14 protein-coding genes, 1 other RNA gene and 1 pseudogene are annotated in these 17,487 nt (G+C 33.0%); 11 read left to right on the forward strand and 5 right to left on the reverse strand.

Annotated elements, in window-relative coordinates; translation table 11 throughout:
- Positions 1-43 precede the first annotated feature (43 nt).
- The 4 genes from P8K68_RS07445 to rny all read left to right on the forward strand — a co-directional run bounded on the left by P8K68_RS07445 (position 44) and on the right by rny (position 2,467).
- Positions 44-334, forward strand: a complete 291-nt coding sequence (locus P8K68_RS07445; RefSeq protein ID WP_300249067.1) for a hypothetical protein — start codon at positions 44-46, stop codon at positions 332-334.
- A gap of 15 nt (positions 335-349) precedes the next feature.
- Positions 350-643: a cell division protein ZapA gene (locus tag P8K68_RS07450; protein ID WP_300249069.1), complete on the forward strand. Its 294-nt coding sequence runs from the start codon at positions 350-352 to the stop codon at positions 641-643.
- A gap of 60 nt (positions 644-703) precedes the next feature.
- Positions 704-834, forward strand: a non-coding RNA gene (gene ssrS, locus P8K68_RS07455) — 6S RNA.
- A gap of 58 nt (positions 835-892) precedes the next feature.
- Entirely contained in the window at positions 893-2,467 is a 1,575-nt protein-coding gene (rny, locus tag P8K68_RS07460; RefSeq protein ID WP_300249071.1) for a ribonuclease Y, read from the forward strand.
- A gap of 169 nt (positions 2,468-2,636) precedes the next feature.
- Here the strand turns inward: rny and P8K68_RS07465 are convergent, their stop codons facing one another.
- Together P8K68_RS07465 and P8K68_RS07470 are read right to left on the reverse strand one after the other, a co-directional pair.
- Positions 2,637-3,533, reverse strand: a complete 897-nt coding sequence (locus P8K68_RS07465; RefSeq protein ID WP_300249072.1) for a site-specific tyrosine recombinase — start codon at positions 3,531-3,533, stop codon at positions 2,637-2,639.
- 64 nt (positions 3,534-3,597) lie between these two features.
- Entirely contained in the window at positions 3,598-3,948 is a 351-nt protein-coding gene (locus P8K68_RS07470; RefSeq protein WP_300249073.1) for a TM2 domain-containing protein, read from the reverse strand.
- A 49-nt stretch (positions 3,949-3,997) separates the two neighbouring features.
- Here P8K68_RS07470 and P8K68_RS07475 point away from each other — a divergent pair, with 49 nt between their 5' ends.
- Together P8K68_RS07475 and aroQ are read left to right on the forward strand one after the other, a co-directional pair.
- Positions 3,998-4,873, forward strand: a complete 876-nt coding sequence (locus tag P8K68_RS07475; RefSeq protein WP_300249075.1) for a hypothetical protein — start codon at positions 3,998-4,000, stop codon at positions 4,871-4,873.
- Positions 4,874-4,902: 29 nt separating this feature from the next.
- Positions 4,903-5,316, forward strand: coding sequence for a type II 3-dehydroquinate dehydratase (gene aroQ / locus P8K68_RS07480; RefSeq protein ID WP_300249077.1), 414 nt, complete (start codon positions 4,903-4,905; stop codon positions 5,314-5,316).
- Positions 5,317-5,503: 187 nt separating this feature from the next.
- On the opposite strand, the gene lpdA is transcribed toward aroQ, so the two are convergent.
- Positions 5,504-6,880, reverse strand: a complete 1,377-nt coding sequence (gene lpdA, locus P8K68_RS07485) for a dihydrolipoyl dehydrogenase (RefSeq protein WP_300249079.1) — start codon at positions 6,878-6,880, stop codon at positions 5,504-5,506.
- 176 nt (positions 6,881-7,056) lie between these two features.
- Here lpdA and P8K68_RS07490 point away from each other — a divergent pair.
- Positions 7,057-7,481, forward strand: a pseudogene (locus tag P8K68_RS07490) (FAD-dependent oxidoreductase); the annotation flags it as partial.
- 303 nt (positions 7,482-7,784) lie between these two features.
- A complete protein-coding gene (locus tag P8K68_RS07495; RefSeq protein ID WP_300249081.1) occupies positions 7,785-8,717 on the forward strand; it encodes a nuclear transport factor 2 family protein in 933 nt (310 codons plus the stop codon).
- A 200-nt stretch (positions 8,718-8,917) separates the two neighbouring features.
- Here P8K68_RS07495 and msrB read toward each other — a convergent pair whose 3' ends face one another.
- Positions 8,918-9,400, reverse strand: a complete 483-nt coding sequence (gene msrB, locus P8K68_RS07500) for a peptide-methionine (R)-S-oxide reductase MsrB (RefSeq protein WP_300249083.1) — start codon at positions 9,398-9,400, stop codon at positions 8,918-8,920.
- A gap of 198 nt (positions 9,401-9,598) precedes the next feature.
- Here msrB and P8K68_RS07505 point away from each other — a divergent pair, with 198 nt between their 5' ends.
- Positions 9,599-10,426 (forward strand): M48 family metallopeptidase, encoded by an 828-nt coding sequence (locus tag P8K68_RS07505; RefSeq protein ID WP_300249085.1) that lies wholly within the window; start codon positions 9,599-9,601, stop codon positions 10,424-10,426.
- Positions 10,427-10,493: 67 nt separating this feature from the next.
- Positions 10,494-11,891, forward strand: a complete 1,398-nt coding sequence (locus P8K68_RS07510; RefSeq protein ID WP_300249087.1) for an MFS transporter — start codon at positions 10,494-10,496, stop codon at positions 11,889-11,891.
- A 224-nt stretch (positions 11,892-12,115) separates the two neighbouring features.
- On the opposite strand, the gene P8K68_RS07515 is transcribed toward P8K68_RS07510, so the two are convergent.
- A complete protein-coding gene (locus P8K68_RS07515) occupies positions 12,116-14,662 on the reverse strand; it encodes an ATP-dependent Clp protease ATP-binding subunit (RefSeq protein WP_300249089.1) in 2,547 nt (848 codons plus the stop codon).
- A gap of 260 nt (positions 14,663-14,922) precedes the next feature.
- Here P8K68_RS07515 and gyrA point away from each other — a divergent pair, with 260 nt between their 5' ends.
- Positions 14,923-17,487, forward strand: a complete 2,565-nt coding sequence (gene gyrA, locus P8K68_RS07520) for a DNA gyrase subunit A (RefSeq protein ID WP_300249091.1) — start codon at positions 14,923-14,925, stop codon at positions 17,485-17,487.

The raw sequence follows: 17,487 nt of genomic DNA on the forward strand, positions 1-17,487 counted from the left end.
GATAGGAGTATTAACTTTGTTTGATAAGTATTGAAATTTGTAAATGAGTAATATTGAAGATATTGTAGATTCATTAGAAAACAAGATTAGTAAGGTATTACACAAACTAGAGCTTTTAAAACTTGCTAATTTGAAATTAAATGAAGAATTAGAGGTTTCAAAGCAAGAAAATTTAACCCAACAAAAGCATATTGCAAATTGGGAAGAAAAATACGAAGCGCTTAAAATGGCAAATACAATACTTGGTAGTGACGAAAATAAAAGAGAAACTAAGCTTAAAATAAACGCCTTAATCAGAGATATTGACCATTGTATTGCTCAACTCGCTGATTAATGTTAAATAAACTCAATGTCAGAAAAGCTTAAAATAAAGCTATCAATAGCTAATAGAGTGTATCCTTTAACCATTGAATCAAGTCAAGAAGAAGGATTGCGTAAAGCGGCTAAAAATATTGAGGCTATGATAAAGCAATTTGAGCAAAGTTATTCCGTTCGAGATAAACAAGATGTATTAGCCATGTGTGCTTTACAATTTGCATCTCAAGTAGAACAGAAGTCTATTGATAAAGCAAGTGTTAATGAGCATGTTGAAGAAAAGCTAAAGGCTTTAAATGAATTGTTGCATTCGCATATAGTCTCTTAACGTTCTTTAAAATAAAATAAAATAAAAGTTACTGCCTACATTGGTTATTTTTTTTGATAAACTCAACGTTAATTCTTTAAAAAGGGTGAGTTTAAGTTGTAAAAGCATGCTGCTAGTACTGAATTTAATTTCAGTATCTCGAGCAGACCCTTGATCAGCTTGTTAGCCCTAAACTTGTTTTTAAGGAGTTTATACAAAACTTTATACTGGTGTAGGCTTTTTTATATATTATAATCAACTAAACAAAAGATGGATAACTCAATTATATTTGCAGTAGGCGGTGTTGTATTAGGGCTGATAATAGGCTTTGTAATAGCAAAAACACTAGAGAAAAATAATGCTTCTAAACTTGTTAAAGAAGCAAAGAAAAACGCAACTTTAATACTTAAAGAAGCTAAAAGTGAAGGCGAGACGCTTAAAAAGGATAAAATACTTCAGGCTAAAGAAAAGTTTATAGAACTTAAATCAGAACATGAAAAAGTCATTTTATCTCGCGATAAGAAAATGGCTGAATCTGAAAAGCGTACCCGTGATAAAGAATCTCAAATCTCTAGTGAATTATCAAAAAGCAAAAAGCTTAATGATAGTCTTGAGAGTAAAATTAAAGATTACAATCATAGGGTAGATGTGCTTGAAAAGAAACAAGAAGCCGTTGATAAATTACATAAAAGTCAAGTACAACAGTTAGAGGTTATTTCCAGCCTTTCGGCTGAAGAAGCTAAAGAACAATTAGTAGAATCTTTAAAAGGAGAAGCTAAAAACGATGCGATGGCTTATGTTCAAAGCTCATTAGAGGAAGCTAAATTAACAGCTGAACAAGACGCGAAGAAAATCATTATAAACACCATACAACGTATAGGTACTGAAGAGGCTGTAGATAATTGTGTATCTGTATTTAATATAGAATCGGATGATGTAAAGGGTCGTATTATTGGACGTGAAGGACGAAATATTAGAGCGATTGAAGCAGCAACAGGTGTAGAGATTATAGTCGATGATACACCCGAAGCCATTATTTTATCATGCTTTGATTCTGTGAGACGAGAAGTAGCTCGCTTATCCTTACATAAACTGGTTACCGATGGTAGAATTCACCCTGCTAGAATTGAAGAAATTGTTAAGAAAACTCAAAAGCAAATAGAACAAGAAATAATTGAAGTTGGAAAACGAACTGTTATAGATTTAGGGATTCATAATTTAAACCCAGAGTTAATTAAAATGGTCGGTAGAATGAAATACCGCTCATCTTACGGTCAAAACTTACTACAGCACTCGAGAGAGGTTGCTAAGCTTTGTGGTGTGATGGCAGCAGAATTAGGCTTAAACCCAAAGATGGCAAAACGCGCAGGATTATTACACGATATTGGAAAAGTGCCAGATGCAGAAGCAGATATGGAGACGCCTCACGCGATATTAGGTATGCAATGGGCTGAGAAATTTGGTGAGAAACCAGATGTTTGTAACGCTATTGGAGCACACCATGATGAAGTAGAAATGAAATCATTATTAGCGCCAATTATTCAAGTTTGTGATGCTATTTCAGGAGCAAGACCAGGAGCAAGACGTCAAGTATTAGATAGCTATATTCAACGTTTAAAAGATTTGGAAGATATTGCTTTCGGATTTAACGGTGTTAAAAAAGCTTATGCTATTCAAGCAGGTAGAGAGCTTCGTGTGATTGTTGAAAGTGAAAAAGTAGACGATCAAAAGGCTGCAGATTTATCATTCAGTATTTCTCAAAAAGTTCAGACAGATATGACTTATCCAGGTCAGGTTAAAGTCACTGTAATTCGAGAAACAAGAGCGGTTAATATTGCTAAGTAACAAATTCCTGTGAAAACAGGAGTCTTATGATAAATACTAAATTTTTATTATCAGAAAAATCCAGCACTAGCTGGATTTTTTAGTTTTGTTAAAAGTTAAAAGTTAAAAGTTAAAAGTTAAAAGTTAAAAGTAAAAAGTAAAAAGTCCATTTTTTACAAACAGTTTACAGTTATTTCCTTGGATGATACTTCTCTACAACCTTAGTTAAATGACTTTTATCTAGATGCACATAGATTTCGGTAGTAGTGATGCTTTCATGTCCTAGCATAAGTTGAATGGATCTTAAATCTGCATCATTCTGGAGTAGGTGAGTTGCAAATGAATGCCTAAACGTATGTGGTGATATCTTTTTTTTGAGTTCTATTTTCACAGCTAGTTGTTTTATAATTGTAAATATCATGGCGCGTGTTAGTTGCTTACCACGTCTATTTAAAAACAAGGTGTCTTCATGTCCGGGTTTAATATTTAAATGAACGCGGATTTCGTTTCTATAAATATTAATATATTTTTGAGTGATATCAATAATAGGTACAAAGCGCTGTTTGTCTCCTTTACCAGTCACCTTTATAAAACCTTCATCAAAAAATAAATCTGATATTTTAAGATTTATGAGCTCGCTCACGCGCAACCCGCAACCATATAAGGTTTCTAGTATCGCTCTATTGCGTTCGCCTTCTGGTTTACTTAAATCAATGGCTTTAATAATACGGTCTATTTCTTCTTCAGATAGTGTGTCAGGAAGTTTTCTGCCTATTTTAGGCGATTCTATAAGTTCTAAAGGGTTGTCTTTTCTGTAATCTTCAAATACTAAGTAATTAAAAAAGCTCCTTAAGCCAGATAATAGTCTAGATTGAGATCTTGCATTTATGGTTTTGGCAATATCGTAAATAAATTGCTGGATTATTTCTGAGCTAATATTAATAGGAGAATTATTAATGCTGTTAGTTTCTAAAAAGCCGATAAGTTTTTTTATATCTAAAGCATAATTATCGATAGAGTTTTTAGACAATCCGCGTTCTATTTTTAGATAAAGTTGATAGTCTTTCAGTGCGTTTTGCCATTTCATACCTTAAAAATAAGCAAAAAAAAAACTACCAATTGGTAGTTTTTTTTATAAATGAATTAATAAGCTAATCCCATTTATCTGTTAAGATATTTATTATATCTATTATAGCCCAAATACCAAGACCTCCAATTGTTAAAATAAACAATATGTTTGCCCAAACTGGTTTGTTGTAATACCATCTGTGAGCAGCAAAAGGCCATCCTAATAAAAACCAAAGTGCAGCACCAACCCATTTATCTTTAGCCTTTACAACAGCTAAAGGAGTATAGACTTCATCAGAAGTTTCAGATAGTGTAACCTGAGTGTTTGTTGCTGTTGTTTCTGCAGTGGATGTTCTCTTTACAGGGAATGAAGCATAACAGGTAGAGTAACTTAATAAAACTACCATGAAAGACAATAATAATTTAATTTTCATAATTAATTGGTTTATGTTTGTCATGCAATTTATAAAAAAAATATTAATTATGCTCAGAATTTACTTATCTTTTTTTGTAAGCTTTTTTTTCTTTTTAGTGTCTTTTTCCCAAAATAAACACGAATATGTTGGAGGTGTAAAGTTAAGTGACACTATTTTAATTTCTTATAAGATTAAGTTTACAGAATCTGATGGAGAAGTAAAAGGATACTCAATTACTGACATAGGGGGAGAGCATGAAACAAAATCAAATATTTTTGGCGAATATGATGTTGATAATAAAGTATTAAGTTTTAGAGAGACGGGTATTGTGTATACAAAATCAACTGTTTCGCAAAACGATTTTTGTTTTTTGAATACAACAATTAAAAATTTTATATTTGGAAAAACTAAAAAAGTAAAAGCTAATTTTATTGGTTTATTTTCAGATAATACAGAATGCATTAATGGTGAAATTTTATTAAATGCATTTGAACAAGCAGAGGAAAGAGCTCAGAAATTAGTCAATAAGATTAGTAAATCTAAAAAAGTTCCTGACAGTCTAAAACAGAAATTAAGAGAAATAAACTTGATGGATACTTTTAAGATTAATATGTTGAAAAAAAATCAAACACTGAGTATTTTTACCAATTCTAACAGCATCAAATTCATTATTTATGATGGAGGAAAAGAGGATGGAGATAAAATTACTATTTTAGTAAATAATGATATAGTATTAAATACTTACGAAGCTGATAAACTGAAAAAGTATTTAGATATAAATTTAGATAAAAGAAAAACATCAATAGTTATAAAAGCTGTAAACGAGGGTAGTATTTCTCCTAATACAGTTGTTGTTGAAATTGATGATGGCATCAATAAAATAAAAGCACTATCTAATTTAAAGAAAAACGAGACTACACAAATAGATGTTCTTAAACATTAAATCAAACCTCTTTTTTGTATTTTTAAGCCATGAAAAAACTAATCATCATTAACGGCCCTAACCTAAATTTACTAGGAAAAAGAGAACCTAATATTTATGGAAGTCTATCTTTTACTGAGTTTTTAGAAGAAGTAAAAATTAAATACCCTAAGGTTTCAATAGATTATTTTCAATCGAATATAGAAGGCGAATTGATTGATAAACTTCAAGAAGTAGGTTTTACATATGATGGTATAGTTTTAAACGCTGCCGCCTATACACACACTTCTGTAGGCATTGGCGATGCCGTAAAAGCTATTGAAACACCAGTTGTAGAAGTTCATATTTCTAACACGTTTAATAGAGAAGAGTTTAGGCACCAATCTTTTATATCTCCAAATGCTAAGGGTGTAATTCTTGGTTTTGGGTTGCAGAGTTATGAGTTGGCTATTCAGAGTTTTTAGGAGTCCTACCTAAACTAAGCCCCACCTAACCTCCCCAAAGGGGAGGAATTCTTACTCATACCTTATAAAAAAATGCGATTCAAACGAATCGCATTTTTTTATTTTTTATTGCTAACCTAGTCCTGTTTTTTTTATTTAACCGAGTAAAAGTTCCTCCCCTTTGGGGAGGCTAGGAAGGGCTTTCTTTTTATAAATGTATTACTTCATCATAAGCCGCTGCAACAGCTTCCATTACCGCCTCACTCATAGTTGGGTGTGGGTGAATTGCTTTTAATACTTCATGCCCTGTGGTTTCTAATTTTCTACCTAAAACAGCTTCAGCAATCATATCGGTAACACCAGCACCAATCATATGACAGCCTAACCATTCGCCATATTTAGCATCAAAAATAACTTTTACAAAGCCCTCTTTATTTCCTCCAGCACTAGCTTTTCCTGATGCTGAGAATGGGAATTTTCCAACTTTAATATCTAAGCCTTTATCTTTTGCTTGCTTTTCAGTTAGTCCAACAGATGCAATTTCTGGAGAACAATAGGTGCATCCTGGAATGTTTCCGTAGTCTAAAGCTTCAACATGAAGTCCTGCTAACTTCTCTACACATAAAATCCCTTCCGCGGAAGCGACATGTGCTAAAGCAGGACCAGGAGTAATATCTCCAATAGCGTAATAACCAGGAATATTAGTTTGGTAAAAATCGTTTACAATAACTTTATCTCTATCTACAACAATACCAATATCTTCTAATCCAATATTTTCAATATTTGTTTTAATACCAACGGCGCTTAAAATAATATCGGCTTCAAGAATTTCTTCGCCTTTACTAGTTTTTACTGTGGCTTTAACACCTTTTCCAGAAGTATCTACTTTAGTAACTTCTGCAGAGGTCATGATATTAATTCCAGATTTTTTAAAGCTTTTTTCTAATTGTTTAGAAACGTCTTCGTCTTCAACAGGAACAATACCTGGTAAATATTCTACTATAGTGACATCCGTTCCCATAGAGTTATAGAAATATGCAAACTCCACACCAATAGCTCCAGAACCAACCACAATCATTTTCTTAGGTTGTTCTTTTAAAGTCATGGCTTGTCTGTAGCCTATCACTTTTTCACCATCTTGTGGTAAACTTGGTAACTCACGAGAGCGAGCTCCTGTAGCAATTATAATATTATCTGCGCTATATTCAGTGCCATCAACATCAACTTTCTTTCCTGGTTTCAATTTTCCAAAGCCATCAATAACGTCAATTTTATTTTTTTTCATTAAAAACTGAACGCCTTTACTCATGCCATCTGCAACACCACGGCTACGTTTCACAACGGCATCAAAATCGTGTTGAGCCTCTTTAACTTTTAAACCATAATCTTCAGCATGTTTAAGATATTCAAATACTTGCGCTGATTTTAATAATGCTTTAGTTGGAATACAACCCCAATTTAAACATACACCACCAAGGTTTTCTTTTTCAACAATAGCGGTTTTAAAACCTAATTGTGATGCTCTGATAGCTGTTACATAACCACCAGGACCACTTCCAAGAACAATAATATCGTATTTACTCATTTGTTAAAGTTTAAGTTGCGAATTTACGAAATCGAATTTGAAAAAAGAATTTACAGTCTTAATAAATCCAAAAAAAATATTACATAATAATCAAATGGTTATTGATGTATTTGTCATGCACTTGAAGAATCAAATCTATCTTTGTTTTACTACCTCTGTGGTGTAAGTTTTTATTTATGAATATACCAATAACGAGTTTCCCTCGGATTATAATTATTGGCGGTGGTTTTGCAGGTGTTGTCTTAGCAAAAAAAAACTATCAAACTGCGACGTGCAAGTCGTACTTTTGAATAAAAACAATTACCACACATTTTAGCCTTTATTACATCAAGTGTCTGCCGGTTGATTAGAGCCAGACTCTAATGCGTATCCGATTAGAAAAATATTAAAAAACTTTCCTTTTTTTTTCAGACTAGCCAATGTTGAAGAAATTGACACTAAAAAAAATAAGGTAAAAACAAATATTGGTAATTTAAAATTTGACTATTTAGTTGTGGCTTCAGGGTCTATAACAAATTTTTTCGACAATAAAGACGTTGAAAAATATAGTATGGCAATGAAAACCAAACCGCAGTCTTTAAATTTAAGAAGTTTAATTATGTGCGTTTTGATAGAGAGGCATGTTTAATTATTCGTCCGTTTAAGAAAAAATTAAAGGGTAAAAATGATTTGGGCGAGTTGCCAAAAAAATGGCAAACAGGCTTTCACTACTCGCTCCTTCCTACGTCAGGGAGCTCAAACAAACCGTTCAATCCTTCTCGCAGGGGATACTTGCTAAATTATAGTTGTAGCCCTAAATTTCTGGTTTCTTTAGCTTTTTTTTTAATAATATACATGTAAAACATTGTTTATCAGTTATTTTGTTTAAATTGAATTCAATTAATTAACCAAAAATAACTCAAAAATGAAAAAACAAGCCATTATTTTCATGATGCTTTTTACAGTTATCATGTATTCTCAAAAGAAAAAAAACGGAACAGTTTACAATGAACATCCTGCTATTGTTGCAGTTGAAGCCATGGTACAAGCCTACTTTAATGGAGATGCAGATAAAGTTGCCAGCTATTTAGCTGATGATTTTAAATCTTATCAAGGAACCAGTATTAATAAGGATGCAAAAGGTAGGGATAAAGAGTGGTTTTTAAGTAGCGTAAAATGGGTAAAAGAAAATTGGTCTTACATTAGTTACAAAAGAACACCAGGTGCATATCCTGATGCTATTGACTATAAGGATGATGATGGTGTATGGGTGCAAACATGGGATCACTTGAAAGCACTCGATAATAAAACAGGGGTTAAGTTAGATATGCCAATACATCGCCTTTTTCAAATGACAGATGATAATAAAATTAAAGTCATGATTACTTATGATAATGACTTACCATGGGCAGAAAGAAGAAGAAGTTTTGCACCTAGAACAAACGGTACAATTTATAATAACCATGACAATATTAATACAGTAAGAATTTATATGGGGGCATTAGAAAATGGTGACGCTGAGAAAGGATTTAGCTTTTTTACTGAAGATGCTACCTTTACTAATTTAGATATGGCACCAGATGAATCTAATACAGTTTCGGAAGAAAAAGAAGGGTTTCTAAAAATGTTGGAAAGTTGGACTATTGAAAGTATTGATGTTAATGGATATCCGGATTATTTGGAGTATGAGATAGGTAATGGTAAAGTTGCACAGTCGTGGTGGACAGTAAGAATGACTAGGAAATCTGATGGTAAAAAAATAAAATTACCCTTAATGTTGACTCATGATTTTAATGATGAAGGTAAAATAATTCGCGAGTCGGGTTATTATACATTGCAAGCATTGTCAGCAAAATAAGTTTTTTTTAAAACAAACCCTTCAAATTCAATTTTGGAGGGTTTTTACTTTAAACTAAAAGCATAAATCATCCGTAAAATGGCGCTTCTCTTTTTATTAGTTAAACTTATTTTTATTGAAACTTAAAGAATCTACTTTTGAGATAGATAGTGGTTTCCAATTTTCTCCTATTAATAGCTTACTATAATATAAATGTAAAACTAAAGATTTGGAATAAATTTTAAAGCAACTCCATTTATACAATGACGCTTGCCTGTTGTTTCCTTTGGGCCATCATTAAAAATATGCCCTAAGTGTCCACCGCATGTAGCGCAATGTTCTTCTGTTCTAGCATATCCTAAATCGTAATCTGTAGAAAAGGCAACATGACCTTCAATTTCTCTATCAAAACTAGGCCAGCCAGAACCAGAATCATATTTATGTTCACTTTTAAATAAAGGTGTATTGCATCCTTTACAAAGGTATACTCCAGCCTCGTTGTTTTTGTTTAGTGGACTAGAAAAAGCACGTTCGGTACCTGCTTGTCTTAAAACATGAAATTCTTTAGCTGATAACTCCGCTTTCCATTCAGCTTCTGTTTTAGTAATCTCGAATGTTTTTGTTGCCTCGGGTGTTTTTTTTTGTGCTGTAGAATTACAGTTAAAAAATAGTGTTAGGACAAAACCCATTAATAATTTATTCATAATTAGCAATTTTTAATATTTAAGTCGTTTCGTTTTATAAAACATAACATTAAATATAAGATAAATAAAATATGATTTAAGTCCATATTAATATTCAATCTTTTTTACTTTTACATGATGTGACAAATAAAAAACTTTAGTGTCTAAAAATTAAGGTACAGTTTTTGTATTTTTAAGAATTAAATAAACCCTAGAATAATGAAAATAAGAAATACACTTTTTTTAATTGTTACAATAAGTCTTGTTTTTTCGTGTGCTACTAATCCTTTTACTGGAAAAAAAACTATGGCTTTAGTTCCAAATTCTCAATTATTTCCAACGGCCTTTGCTCAATATAGTCAGTTTCTTAATGAAAATAAAGTACTTACAGGAACTAAAGATTCTGAAATGATAACTAGAGTAGGACAAAGAATTGCTGTAGCTGCAGAGAGATGGTTAAATGCAAATGGACATCAAAGTTATTTAAAAGACTATAAATGGGAATATAATTTAGTGGATGATAAAACGGTTAATGCTTGGTGTATGCCTGGTGGTAAAATTGTGTTTTATACGGGTATTTTGCCAATAGCTGAAAATGAAGCAGGAGTTGCTGCTATTATGGGTCATGAGGTGGCACATGCTTTAGCAAATCATGGTCAGCAACGTATGAGTGCTGGAATGCTGCAGCAATTTGGAGCTGTAGCAGGGAATATTGCTATTAAAGATGACCAAGCGAGAAACGCATTTAATCAATATTACGGTATAGGGTCTCAGTTAGGTGTTATGTTGCCTTTTAGTAGAGGTCATGAAACTGAATCTGATCAAATAGGTATTTATTTAATGGCCATTGCGGGTTACAATCCAGATGAGGCAGCTCAATTATGGAGACGTATGAAAGCGAATAGTGCTAAAAGCGGTGGGCAAGCGCCACCAGAATTTATGAGTACACATCCTGCAAACGATACAAGAATTGCTAATCTTACTGAGTGGGCGCCTAAAGCGAGAGCGGAAGCTAAAAAGTTTGGAGTAACAACGTTTAAAAAATAATATACATCCTTATAAATAAAATAATGTATTACTTTAGAAGCTGCTTATAAAAGAGCAGCTTTTTTTTATGGCAGTATTGAAAAAAGGAAGCAAAAAACTTCTTAATGCATGGGCTTTTTACGATTGGGCAAACTCGGTATATACGCTTACTATAGCGTCGTCAATATTTCCAATATTTTATTCTTCATTGTTTGTTTCTGAAATTAAAACGGTGCAAGCTTTTAGATTTGAATTTAAAAGTACGGCACTTATTACATTTGTTACTGCATTTACTTTTTTGGTAGTAGCTTTAACATCTCCAATTCTTTCTGGTATTGCTGATTATGTAGGTAATAAAAAGCATTTTTTAAAATTTTTCTGTTATGTTGGAAGTGCTGGCTGTATAGGTTTATATTGGTTTGATATTACGCCCGAGAAAATACATTTAAGTTTGCTATTCTACTTTATGGGATTGATAGGCTATTGGGGTAGTTTGGTGTTTTATAATTCTTATTTGCCAGATATTGCTTTTCCAGAGCAACAAGATCGTGTTAGTGCGAAAGGATTTTCCCTTGGATACCTGGGTAGTGTACTTTTACTTGTCTTCAATTTATTAATAGTTATGTTTCCAGAATGGTTTGGATTTGATATTAGTATATCTAATGCTATAACACAAAGCGGTTCTGAGGCAGAAATAAATGTAGCTTTAAAAGCAGCAAAAGATTTAGCTTCTTTTAAGGCTATGAAAATATCTTTTATTACAGTAGGAGTTTGGTGGGCTTTGTTTAGTCAATACTCATTTTATTATCTGCCTAAAGGCGTTTCTTCAGGTCATAAAGTTACTAAAGCAGTTATATTTAATGGTTTAAAAGAGTTGAGAGCTGTTTGGAAAGCGCTAAAATTAAATCTGAGACTAAAACGGTATTTGTATGCCTTTTTTGTATTTAGTATGGCGGTTCAAACCATTATGTTAGTTGCTGTTTATTTTGGTGAAGAAGAAATTTCGTGGGGTGGTGCCAGTGAAAAAACTATGGGTTTAATTGTTAGTATTTTGGTTATTCAGATAGTCGCTATTTTAGGTGCATATTTAACTTCTAAAGCGTCATCTAAATTCGGGAATATTAAAACATTAATAGTTGTTAACTGTATATGGATGGCATTGTGTTTTTATGCTTACTTAATGAAAACCCCAATGGATTTTTATATAGCAGCAGGCTTTGTGGGATTGGTCATGGGAGGGGTACAATCTTTAGCACGTTCTACATATTCAAAATTTTTGCCTGAAACAGAAGATACCACATCGTATTTTAGTTTTTATGATGTTGCAGAAAAAATTGGGATTGTTATTGGTATGGTTATTTTCGCATTCATAGATCAAATTACTGGAAGTATGCGTAATGGCATTCTATTTTTATTCATCTTTTTTTTAGCAGGGATTATTCTTTTGTTTAGAGTGCCTAGAAAAAAAATAAATAGTAGTAACTAAAATTATTCATTCACCGTTCATCTAGAAAAATATCTTTTAAAAGTTCGAGTCTTAGTCTTATAGGTTTAATTGTTAGAGCTTTATAGGTGACAACATAAGGAGTAATGAGCCGTGAGAACTAACATCGTACAAAACAAATTTTCCGGGACAGGACAATTCATTAATAAAAAAATCCTGTAAAATTACAATTTACAGGATTTTTTATGTTTAATTAAGAAATAAGACTAAGACTCCGTAGGCTTTTCAGCTTTTTCAATACTAATATTTAATTCTTCAGATTTTTTGTCTAAATCAATTTTGATTTTATCACCATCTTGAAGGTTTGAAGCTACAATCTCTTCAGCTAAAGCATCTTCAACATATTTTTGAATCGCTCTTTTAAGAGGTCTTGCTCCATATTGTTTATCGAAACCTTTTTCAGCTATATAATCTTTAGCACTCTCAGTAAGTGTTAAGATATAACCTAAGCCTTTAATTCTGGTTAAAAGTTTCTCTAATTCAATATCAATAATTTTATTGATGTCTTCTTTTTCTAAAGCATTAAATACAACAACATCATCAATTCTATTCAAAAATTCTGGTGCAAATGATTTTTTAAGTGCATTTTCAATAACACTTCTAGTATTGGCATCTTCTTGAGATTTTTGAGACGCCGTACCAAAACCAATACCTGTTCCAAAATCTTTAAGTTTACGAGCTCCAATATTGGAAGTCATGATAATAATCGTATTTCTAAAATCAATCTTTCTGCCTAAACTATCGGTTAAATAACCATCATCAAGTACTTGAAGTAGCATATTAAAGACGTCTGGATGTGCTTTTTCAATTTCATCTAATAGAATAACAGCGTAAGGTTTACGTCTTACTTTTTCAGTAAGTTGTCCACCTTCTTCGTATCCAACGTATCCTGGAGGTGCTCCAATTAATCTAGAGATTGCGAATTTTTCCATGTATTCACTCATGTCAATTCTAACAAGAGAATCTTCGCTATCAAATAACTCACGAGATAGCACCTTAGCTAACTGTGTTTTACCAACGCCTGTTTGCCCTAAAAATATAAATGAGCCAATCGGCTTATTGGGGTCTTTAAGTCCTGCACGATTACGCTGAATAGCCTTAACTACTTTTGCAACGGCTTCGTCTTGTCCGATTACTTTTCCTTTAATAAGGTTTGGTAATTCTGCTAATTTGTTAATTTCAGTTTGAGCAATTCTGTTAACAGGAACGCCTGTCATCATAGAAACGACATCAGCTACATTGTCTTCAGTTACAATTTCGCGATGCTGTTTAGTGTCTTCTTCCCATTTTTCTTGTGCAATAGCTAATTCTTTTTCAATGCGTTTTTCATCATCTCTAAGTTTTGCAGCTTCCTCATATTTCTGTTTTCTAACAACAGCATTTTTAGATTCTTTAATCGCTTCTAGCTGTTTTTCAAGTTCAATAACTTGTTTAGGAACGTCTATGTTGGTAATATGTACACGAGACCCAGCTTCATCTAAAGCATCAATAGCTTTGTCTGGTAAAAAACGTTCCGTCATGTATCTGTTCGTTAATTTTACACAGGCTTCAATGGCTTCTGGAGTATAATCTACATTATGGTGTTCTTCGTATTTTCCTTTTATGTTATTAAGAATTTCAATCGTTTCTTCAACTGTAGTAGGCTCTACAATAACTTTTTGAAAGCGACGCTCTAAAGCACCGTCTTTTTCTATATACTGTCTGTATTCATCTAGAGTTGTAGCGCCAATACACTGAATTTCACCTCTAGCTAAAGCGGGTTTAAACATGTTTGAGGCATCTAAACTGCCTGTTGCTCCACCAGCACCAACTATCGTGTGTATTTCGTCAATAAACAAAATAACGTCATCATTTTTTTCAAGCTCGTTCATTACAGCTTTCATGCGCTCTTCAAATTGTCCACGATATTTTGTTCCAGCAACTAAGCTTGCCAAGTCTAAAGTTACCACACGTTTATTGAATAGAATACGTGACACTTTTCGTTTTACAATTCTAAGGGCTAAACCTTCAGCAATGGCAGATTTACCAACACCAGGTTCGCCAATTAAAAGCGGATTGTTTTTCTTTCTTCTACTTAAAACTTGAGAAACACGCTGAATTTCTTTTTCTCTACCAACAACAGGGTCGAGTTTGCCTTCTTCAGCTTGAGCTGTTAAATCGCGTCCAAAATTGTCTAAAACGGGGGTTTTTGACTTCTTGTTAGATTTTCCTGCTGGAGCATTAAAAATATTATCCTTTGAAGATTCTTCTTCAGGGGCGTTGTCGTCGTCTTGAAATTCAGACTTTGGTTCTATATAATCATTATCGTTTGTAATCATAAGTTTAAATTGTTCTTTAACATTATCGTAGTCAACTTTTAGCTTATTTAAAAGCTTGGTAGTGGGGTCGTTTTCATTTCTTAAAATACACAACAACAGGTGTGCGGTATTTATCGAAGTACTTTGAAATAATTTGGCTTCTAAAAATGTAGTTTTTAAAGCGCGTTCTGCTTGCCTTGTAAGATGTAAATTCTTTTTTTGATTTGAAGCTACAGTTGTATTTGGGTTTGCAGGACTCAGTATTTCAACTTTTCGTCTTAAATGATTTAAATCAATATCTAAAGCATTTAATATGTTTATTGCTTTTCCGTTGCCGTCTCGTAAGAGTCCAAGCATTAGGTGTTCAGTACCAATAAAATCATGGCCTAAACGTAATGCTTCTTCTTTACTGTAAGCAATAACATCTTTTACTCTTGGGGAAAAATTATCATCCATAAATGTGTCCTTTCTGCATTAAAAATAGTAAAACATTTTAACTAAAGTCAAAAACTATACCTAAAAATATATGTTTCGTGCTAATTGACGAAAAAATCTTTATAAAATCAAAATTTTATGATGCATACTTATTAACCAAATAAGTCGGTTAAATTGTTAATAAATTACATGAAAAATGAACACTGATAGTCTTACTATGACTGCTGAAATTCTTATATTAGCATGTTTTGAAAATTACATAAAACTAAATTAAATTATTTATGGCAGAAGGAGAAAAAGTCATTCCTATTAATATTGAGGATGAGATGAAATCAGCTTACATTGACTATTCAATGTCGGTCATTGTGTCACGTGCTTTACCAGATGTAAGAGATGGCTTAAAACCAGTTCACAGACGTGTGCTTTATGGTATGCATGAGCTGGGTGTTAGAGCAAATACAGCACACAAAAAATCCGCAAGAATAGTTGGAGAGGTTTTAGGTAAGTATCACCCACATGGTGATACATCGGTTTATGACGCTATGGTGCGTATGGCTCAAGAGTGGAGCTTGCGTTATATGCTTGTAGATGGGCAAGGTAACTTTGGTTCTATTGACGGTGATAGTCCTGCTGCAATGCGATATACAGAAGCACGTATGCGTAAAATATCTGAAGACATGTTGGCAGATATTGATAAAGAAACTGTAGACCATAAATTAAATTTTGATGACACGTTGCAAGAGCCAACGGTTTTACCAACGCGTATTCCTGGGCTTTTAGTTAATGGTGCATCAGGCATTGCCGTAGGCATGGCAACGAATATGCCTCCTCACAATTTAACAGAGGTGGTAAACGGAACTATTGCTTATATAGAAAATAATGATATTGAAATTGACGAATTAATTACGCACATTAAAGCGCCAGATTTTCCAACAGGTGGAACTATTTATGGTTACGATGGGGTTAAAGAAGCTTTTCATACAGGGCGTGGACGTATAGTTATGCGTGCCAAAACTAATATTGAAGAGGTTAATGGTCGTGAATGTATTATTGTTGATGAGATTCCTTATCAAGTGAATAAAGCAGATATGATTAAGAAAACTGCTGACTTGGTTAACGATAAAAAACTAGAAGGTATTTCGCTTATTCGTGATGAATCAGATAGAAATGGAATGCGTATTGTTTACGTTTTAAAGCGCGATGCTATTCCAAATATTGTATTAAATAAATTATTTAAGTATACGGCTCTACAGTCCTCATTTAGTGTAAATAATATTGCGTTAGTTAATGGACGTCCGCAGATGTTAAACTTAAAAGAGTTGATTCATTATTTTGTTGAACATAGACATGAAGTTGTTGTAAGACGAACTACTTATGAATTGCGCAAAGCAGAAGAACGCGCTCATATATTAGAAGGATTAATTATTGCCTCAGATAATATAGATGAAGTAATAAAAATCATCAGAGCCTCATCCAATGCAGATGAAGCGCGTGCTAATTTAATTGAACGTTTTAAGCTATCTGAAATACAAGCTAAAGCTATTGTAGAGATGCGATTGCGTCAGCTTACTGGTTTAGAGCAAGATAAGTTGCGTGCAGAGTATGAGGAAATAATGAAAACCATTATCGACCTTAAAGACATCTTAGATAAGAAAGAGCGTCGTATGGACATCATTAAAGAGGAGTTGGAAGTTGTTAAAGAAAAATATGGAGATGAACGTCGTTCAGTTATTGAATATGCTGGAGGTGATTTGAGTATTGAAGATATGATTCCTAATGAAAAAGTGGTGATTACAATTTCTCATGCGGGTTATATTAAGCGTACCTCTTTAACGGAATACAAAACACAACATAGAGGAGGGGTTGGTCAAAAAGCATCAACAACGCGAAATGAAGATTTCTTAGAAAATTTATTTGTTGGAACAAACCACCAGTATATGTTATTCTTTACTCAAAAAGGAAAATGTTTCTGGATGCGTGTTTATGAAATACCAGAAGGGAGTAAAACCTCAAAAGGTAGAGCTATTCAAAACCTTATAAATATTGAGCAAGACGACAAAGTCATGGCTTTTATCTGTACTCAAGATTTAAAAGATGAAGATTACATAAATAGTCATTATGTGATTATGGCTACCAAAAAAGGTCAGGTTAAGAAAACATCATTAGAACAGTATTCAAGACCGAGAACAAACGGAATTAATGCAATTACAATTAAAGACGATGATGTATTATTAGAGGCTAAACTTACAACTGGTGAAAGCCAAGTAATGTTAGCATTAAAATCTGGAAAAGCCATCCGTTTTGAAGAGGCTAAAACGCGACCAATGGGACGAGGTGCTTCTGGTGTAAGAGGGATTCGTTTACAAGATGAAAAAACCGATGAAGTTATTGGTATGATAGCTGTTGATGATATGGAAAGCAATGTGCTTGTAGTTTCTGAGAACGGTTATGGTAAACGTTCTAGCTTAGAAGATTATAGAATTACCAATCGTGGTGGTAAAGGTGTAAAAACAATATCTATTACAGAAAAAACGGGTAACTTAGTATCTATAAAGAATGTAACAGATGATGATGATTTAATGATTATCAATAAATCTGGCATAGCTATTAGAATGGCTGTTAAGGATTTAAGAGTTATGGGAAGAGCCACTCAAGGTGTTAAGTTAATTAATCTTAAAGGAAACGATTCAATAGCTGCTGTTGCAAAAGTGATGCATGATGAAGATAAAGTAGAATTGGATGAAGATGGAAATGTAATAATTTCTGAAAGTATTGAAAACACTGATGTGACAGAAGATGGCACAACTCTTGATAATGATATAAACGAAAATAACACTGAATCTTAA

The sequence above is a fragment of the Algibacter sp. genome, assembly GCF_029245835.1.
Classification (GTDB): Bacteria; Bacteroidota; Bacteroidia; order Flavobacteriales; family Flavobacteriaceae; genus Algibacter_B.

Coding starts and splice junctions, on each gene's coding strand:
- P8K68_RS07445 (WP_300249067.1), top strand. CDS start 44: ATGAGTAATATTGAAGATATTGTAGATTCATTAGAAAACAAGATTAGT.
- P8K68_RS07450 (WP_300249069.1), top strand. CDS start 350: ATGTCAGAAAAGCTTAAAATAAAGCTATCAATAGCTAATAGAGTGTAT.
- rny (WP_300249071.1), top strand. CDS start 893: ATGGATAACTCAATTATATTTGCAGTAGGCGGTGTTGTATTAGGGCTG.
- P8K68_RS07465 (WP_300249072.1), bottom strand. CDS start 3,533: ATGAAATGGCAAAACGCACTGAAAGACTATCAACTTTATCTAAAAATA.
- P8K68_RS07470 (WP_300249073.1), bottom strand. CDS start 3,948: ATGAAAATTAAATTATTATTGTCTTTCATGGTAGTTTTATTAAGTTAC.
- P8K68_RS07475 (WP_300249075.1), top strand. CDS start 3,998: ATGCTCAGAATTTACTTATCTTTTTTTGTAAGCTTTTTTTTCTTTTTA.
- aroQ (WP_300249077.1), top strand. CDS start 4,903: ATGAAAAAACTAATCATCATTAACGGCCCTAACCTAAATTTACTAGGA.
- lpdA (WP_300249079.1), bottom strand. CDS start 6,880: ATGAGTAAATACGATATTATTGTTCTTGGAAGTGGTCCTGGTGGTTAT.
- P8K68_RS07495 (WP_300249081.1), top strand. CDS start 7,785: ATGAAAAAACAAGCCATTATTTTCATGATGCTTTTTACAGTTATCATG.
- msrB (WP_300249083.1), bottom strand. CDS start 9,400: ATGAATAAATTATTAATGGGTTTTGTCCTAACACTATTTTTTAACTGT.
- P8K68_RS07505 (WP_300249085.1), top strand. CDS start 9,599: ATGAAAATAAGAAATACACTTTTTTTAATTGTTACAATAAGTCTTGTT.
- P8K68_RS07510 (WP_300249087.1), top strand. CDS start 10,494: ATGGCAGTATTGAAAAAAGGAAGCAAAAAACTTCTTAATGCATGGGCT.
- P8K68_RS07515 (WP_300249089.1), bottom strand. CDS start 14,662: ATGGATGATAATTTTTCCCCAAGAGTAAAAGATGTTATTGCTTACAGT.
- gyrA (WP_300249091.1), top strand. CDS start 14,923: ATGGCAGAAGGAGAAAAAGTCATTCCTATTAATATTGAGGATGAGATG.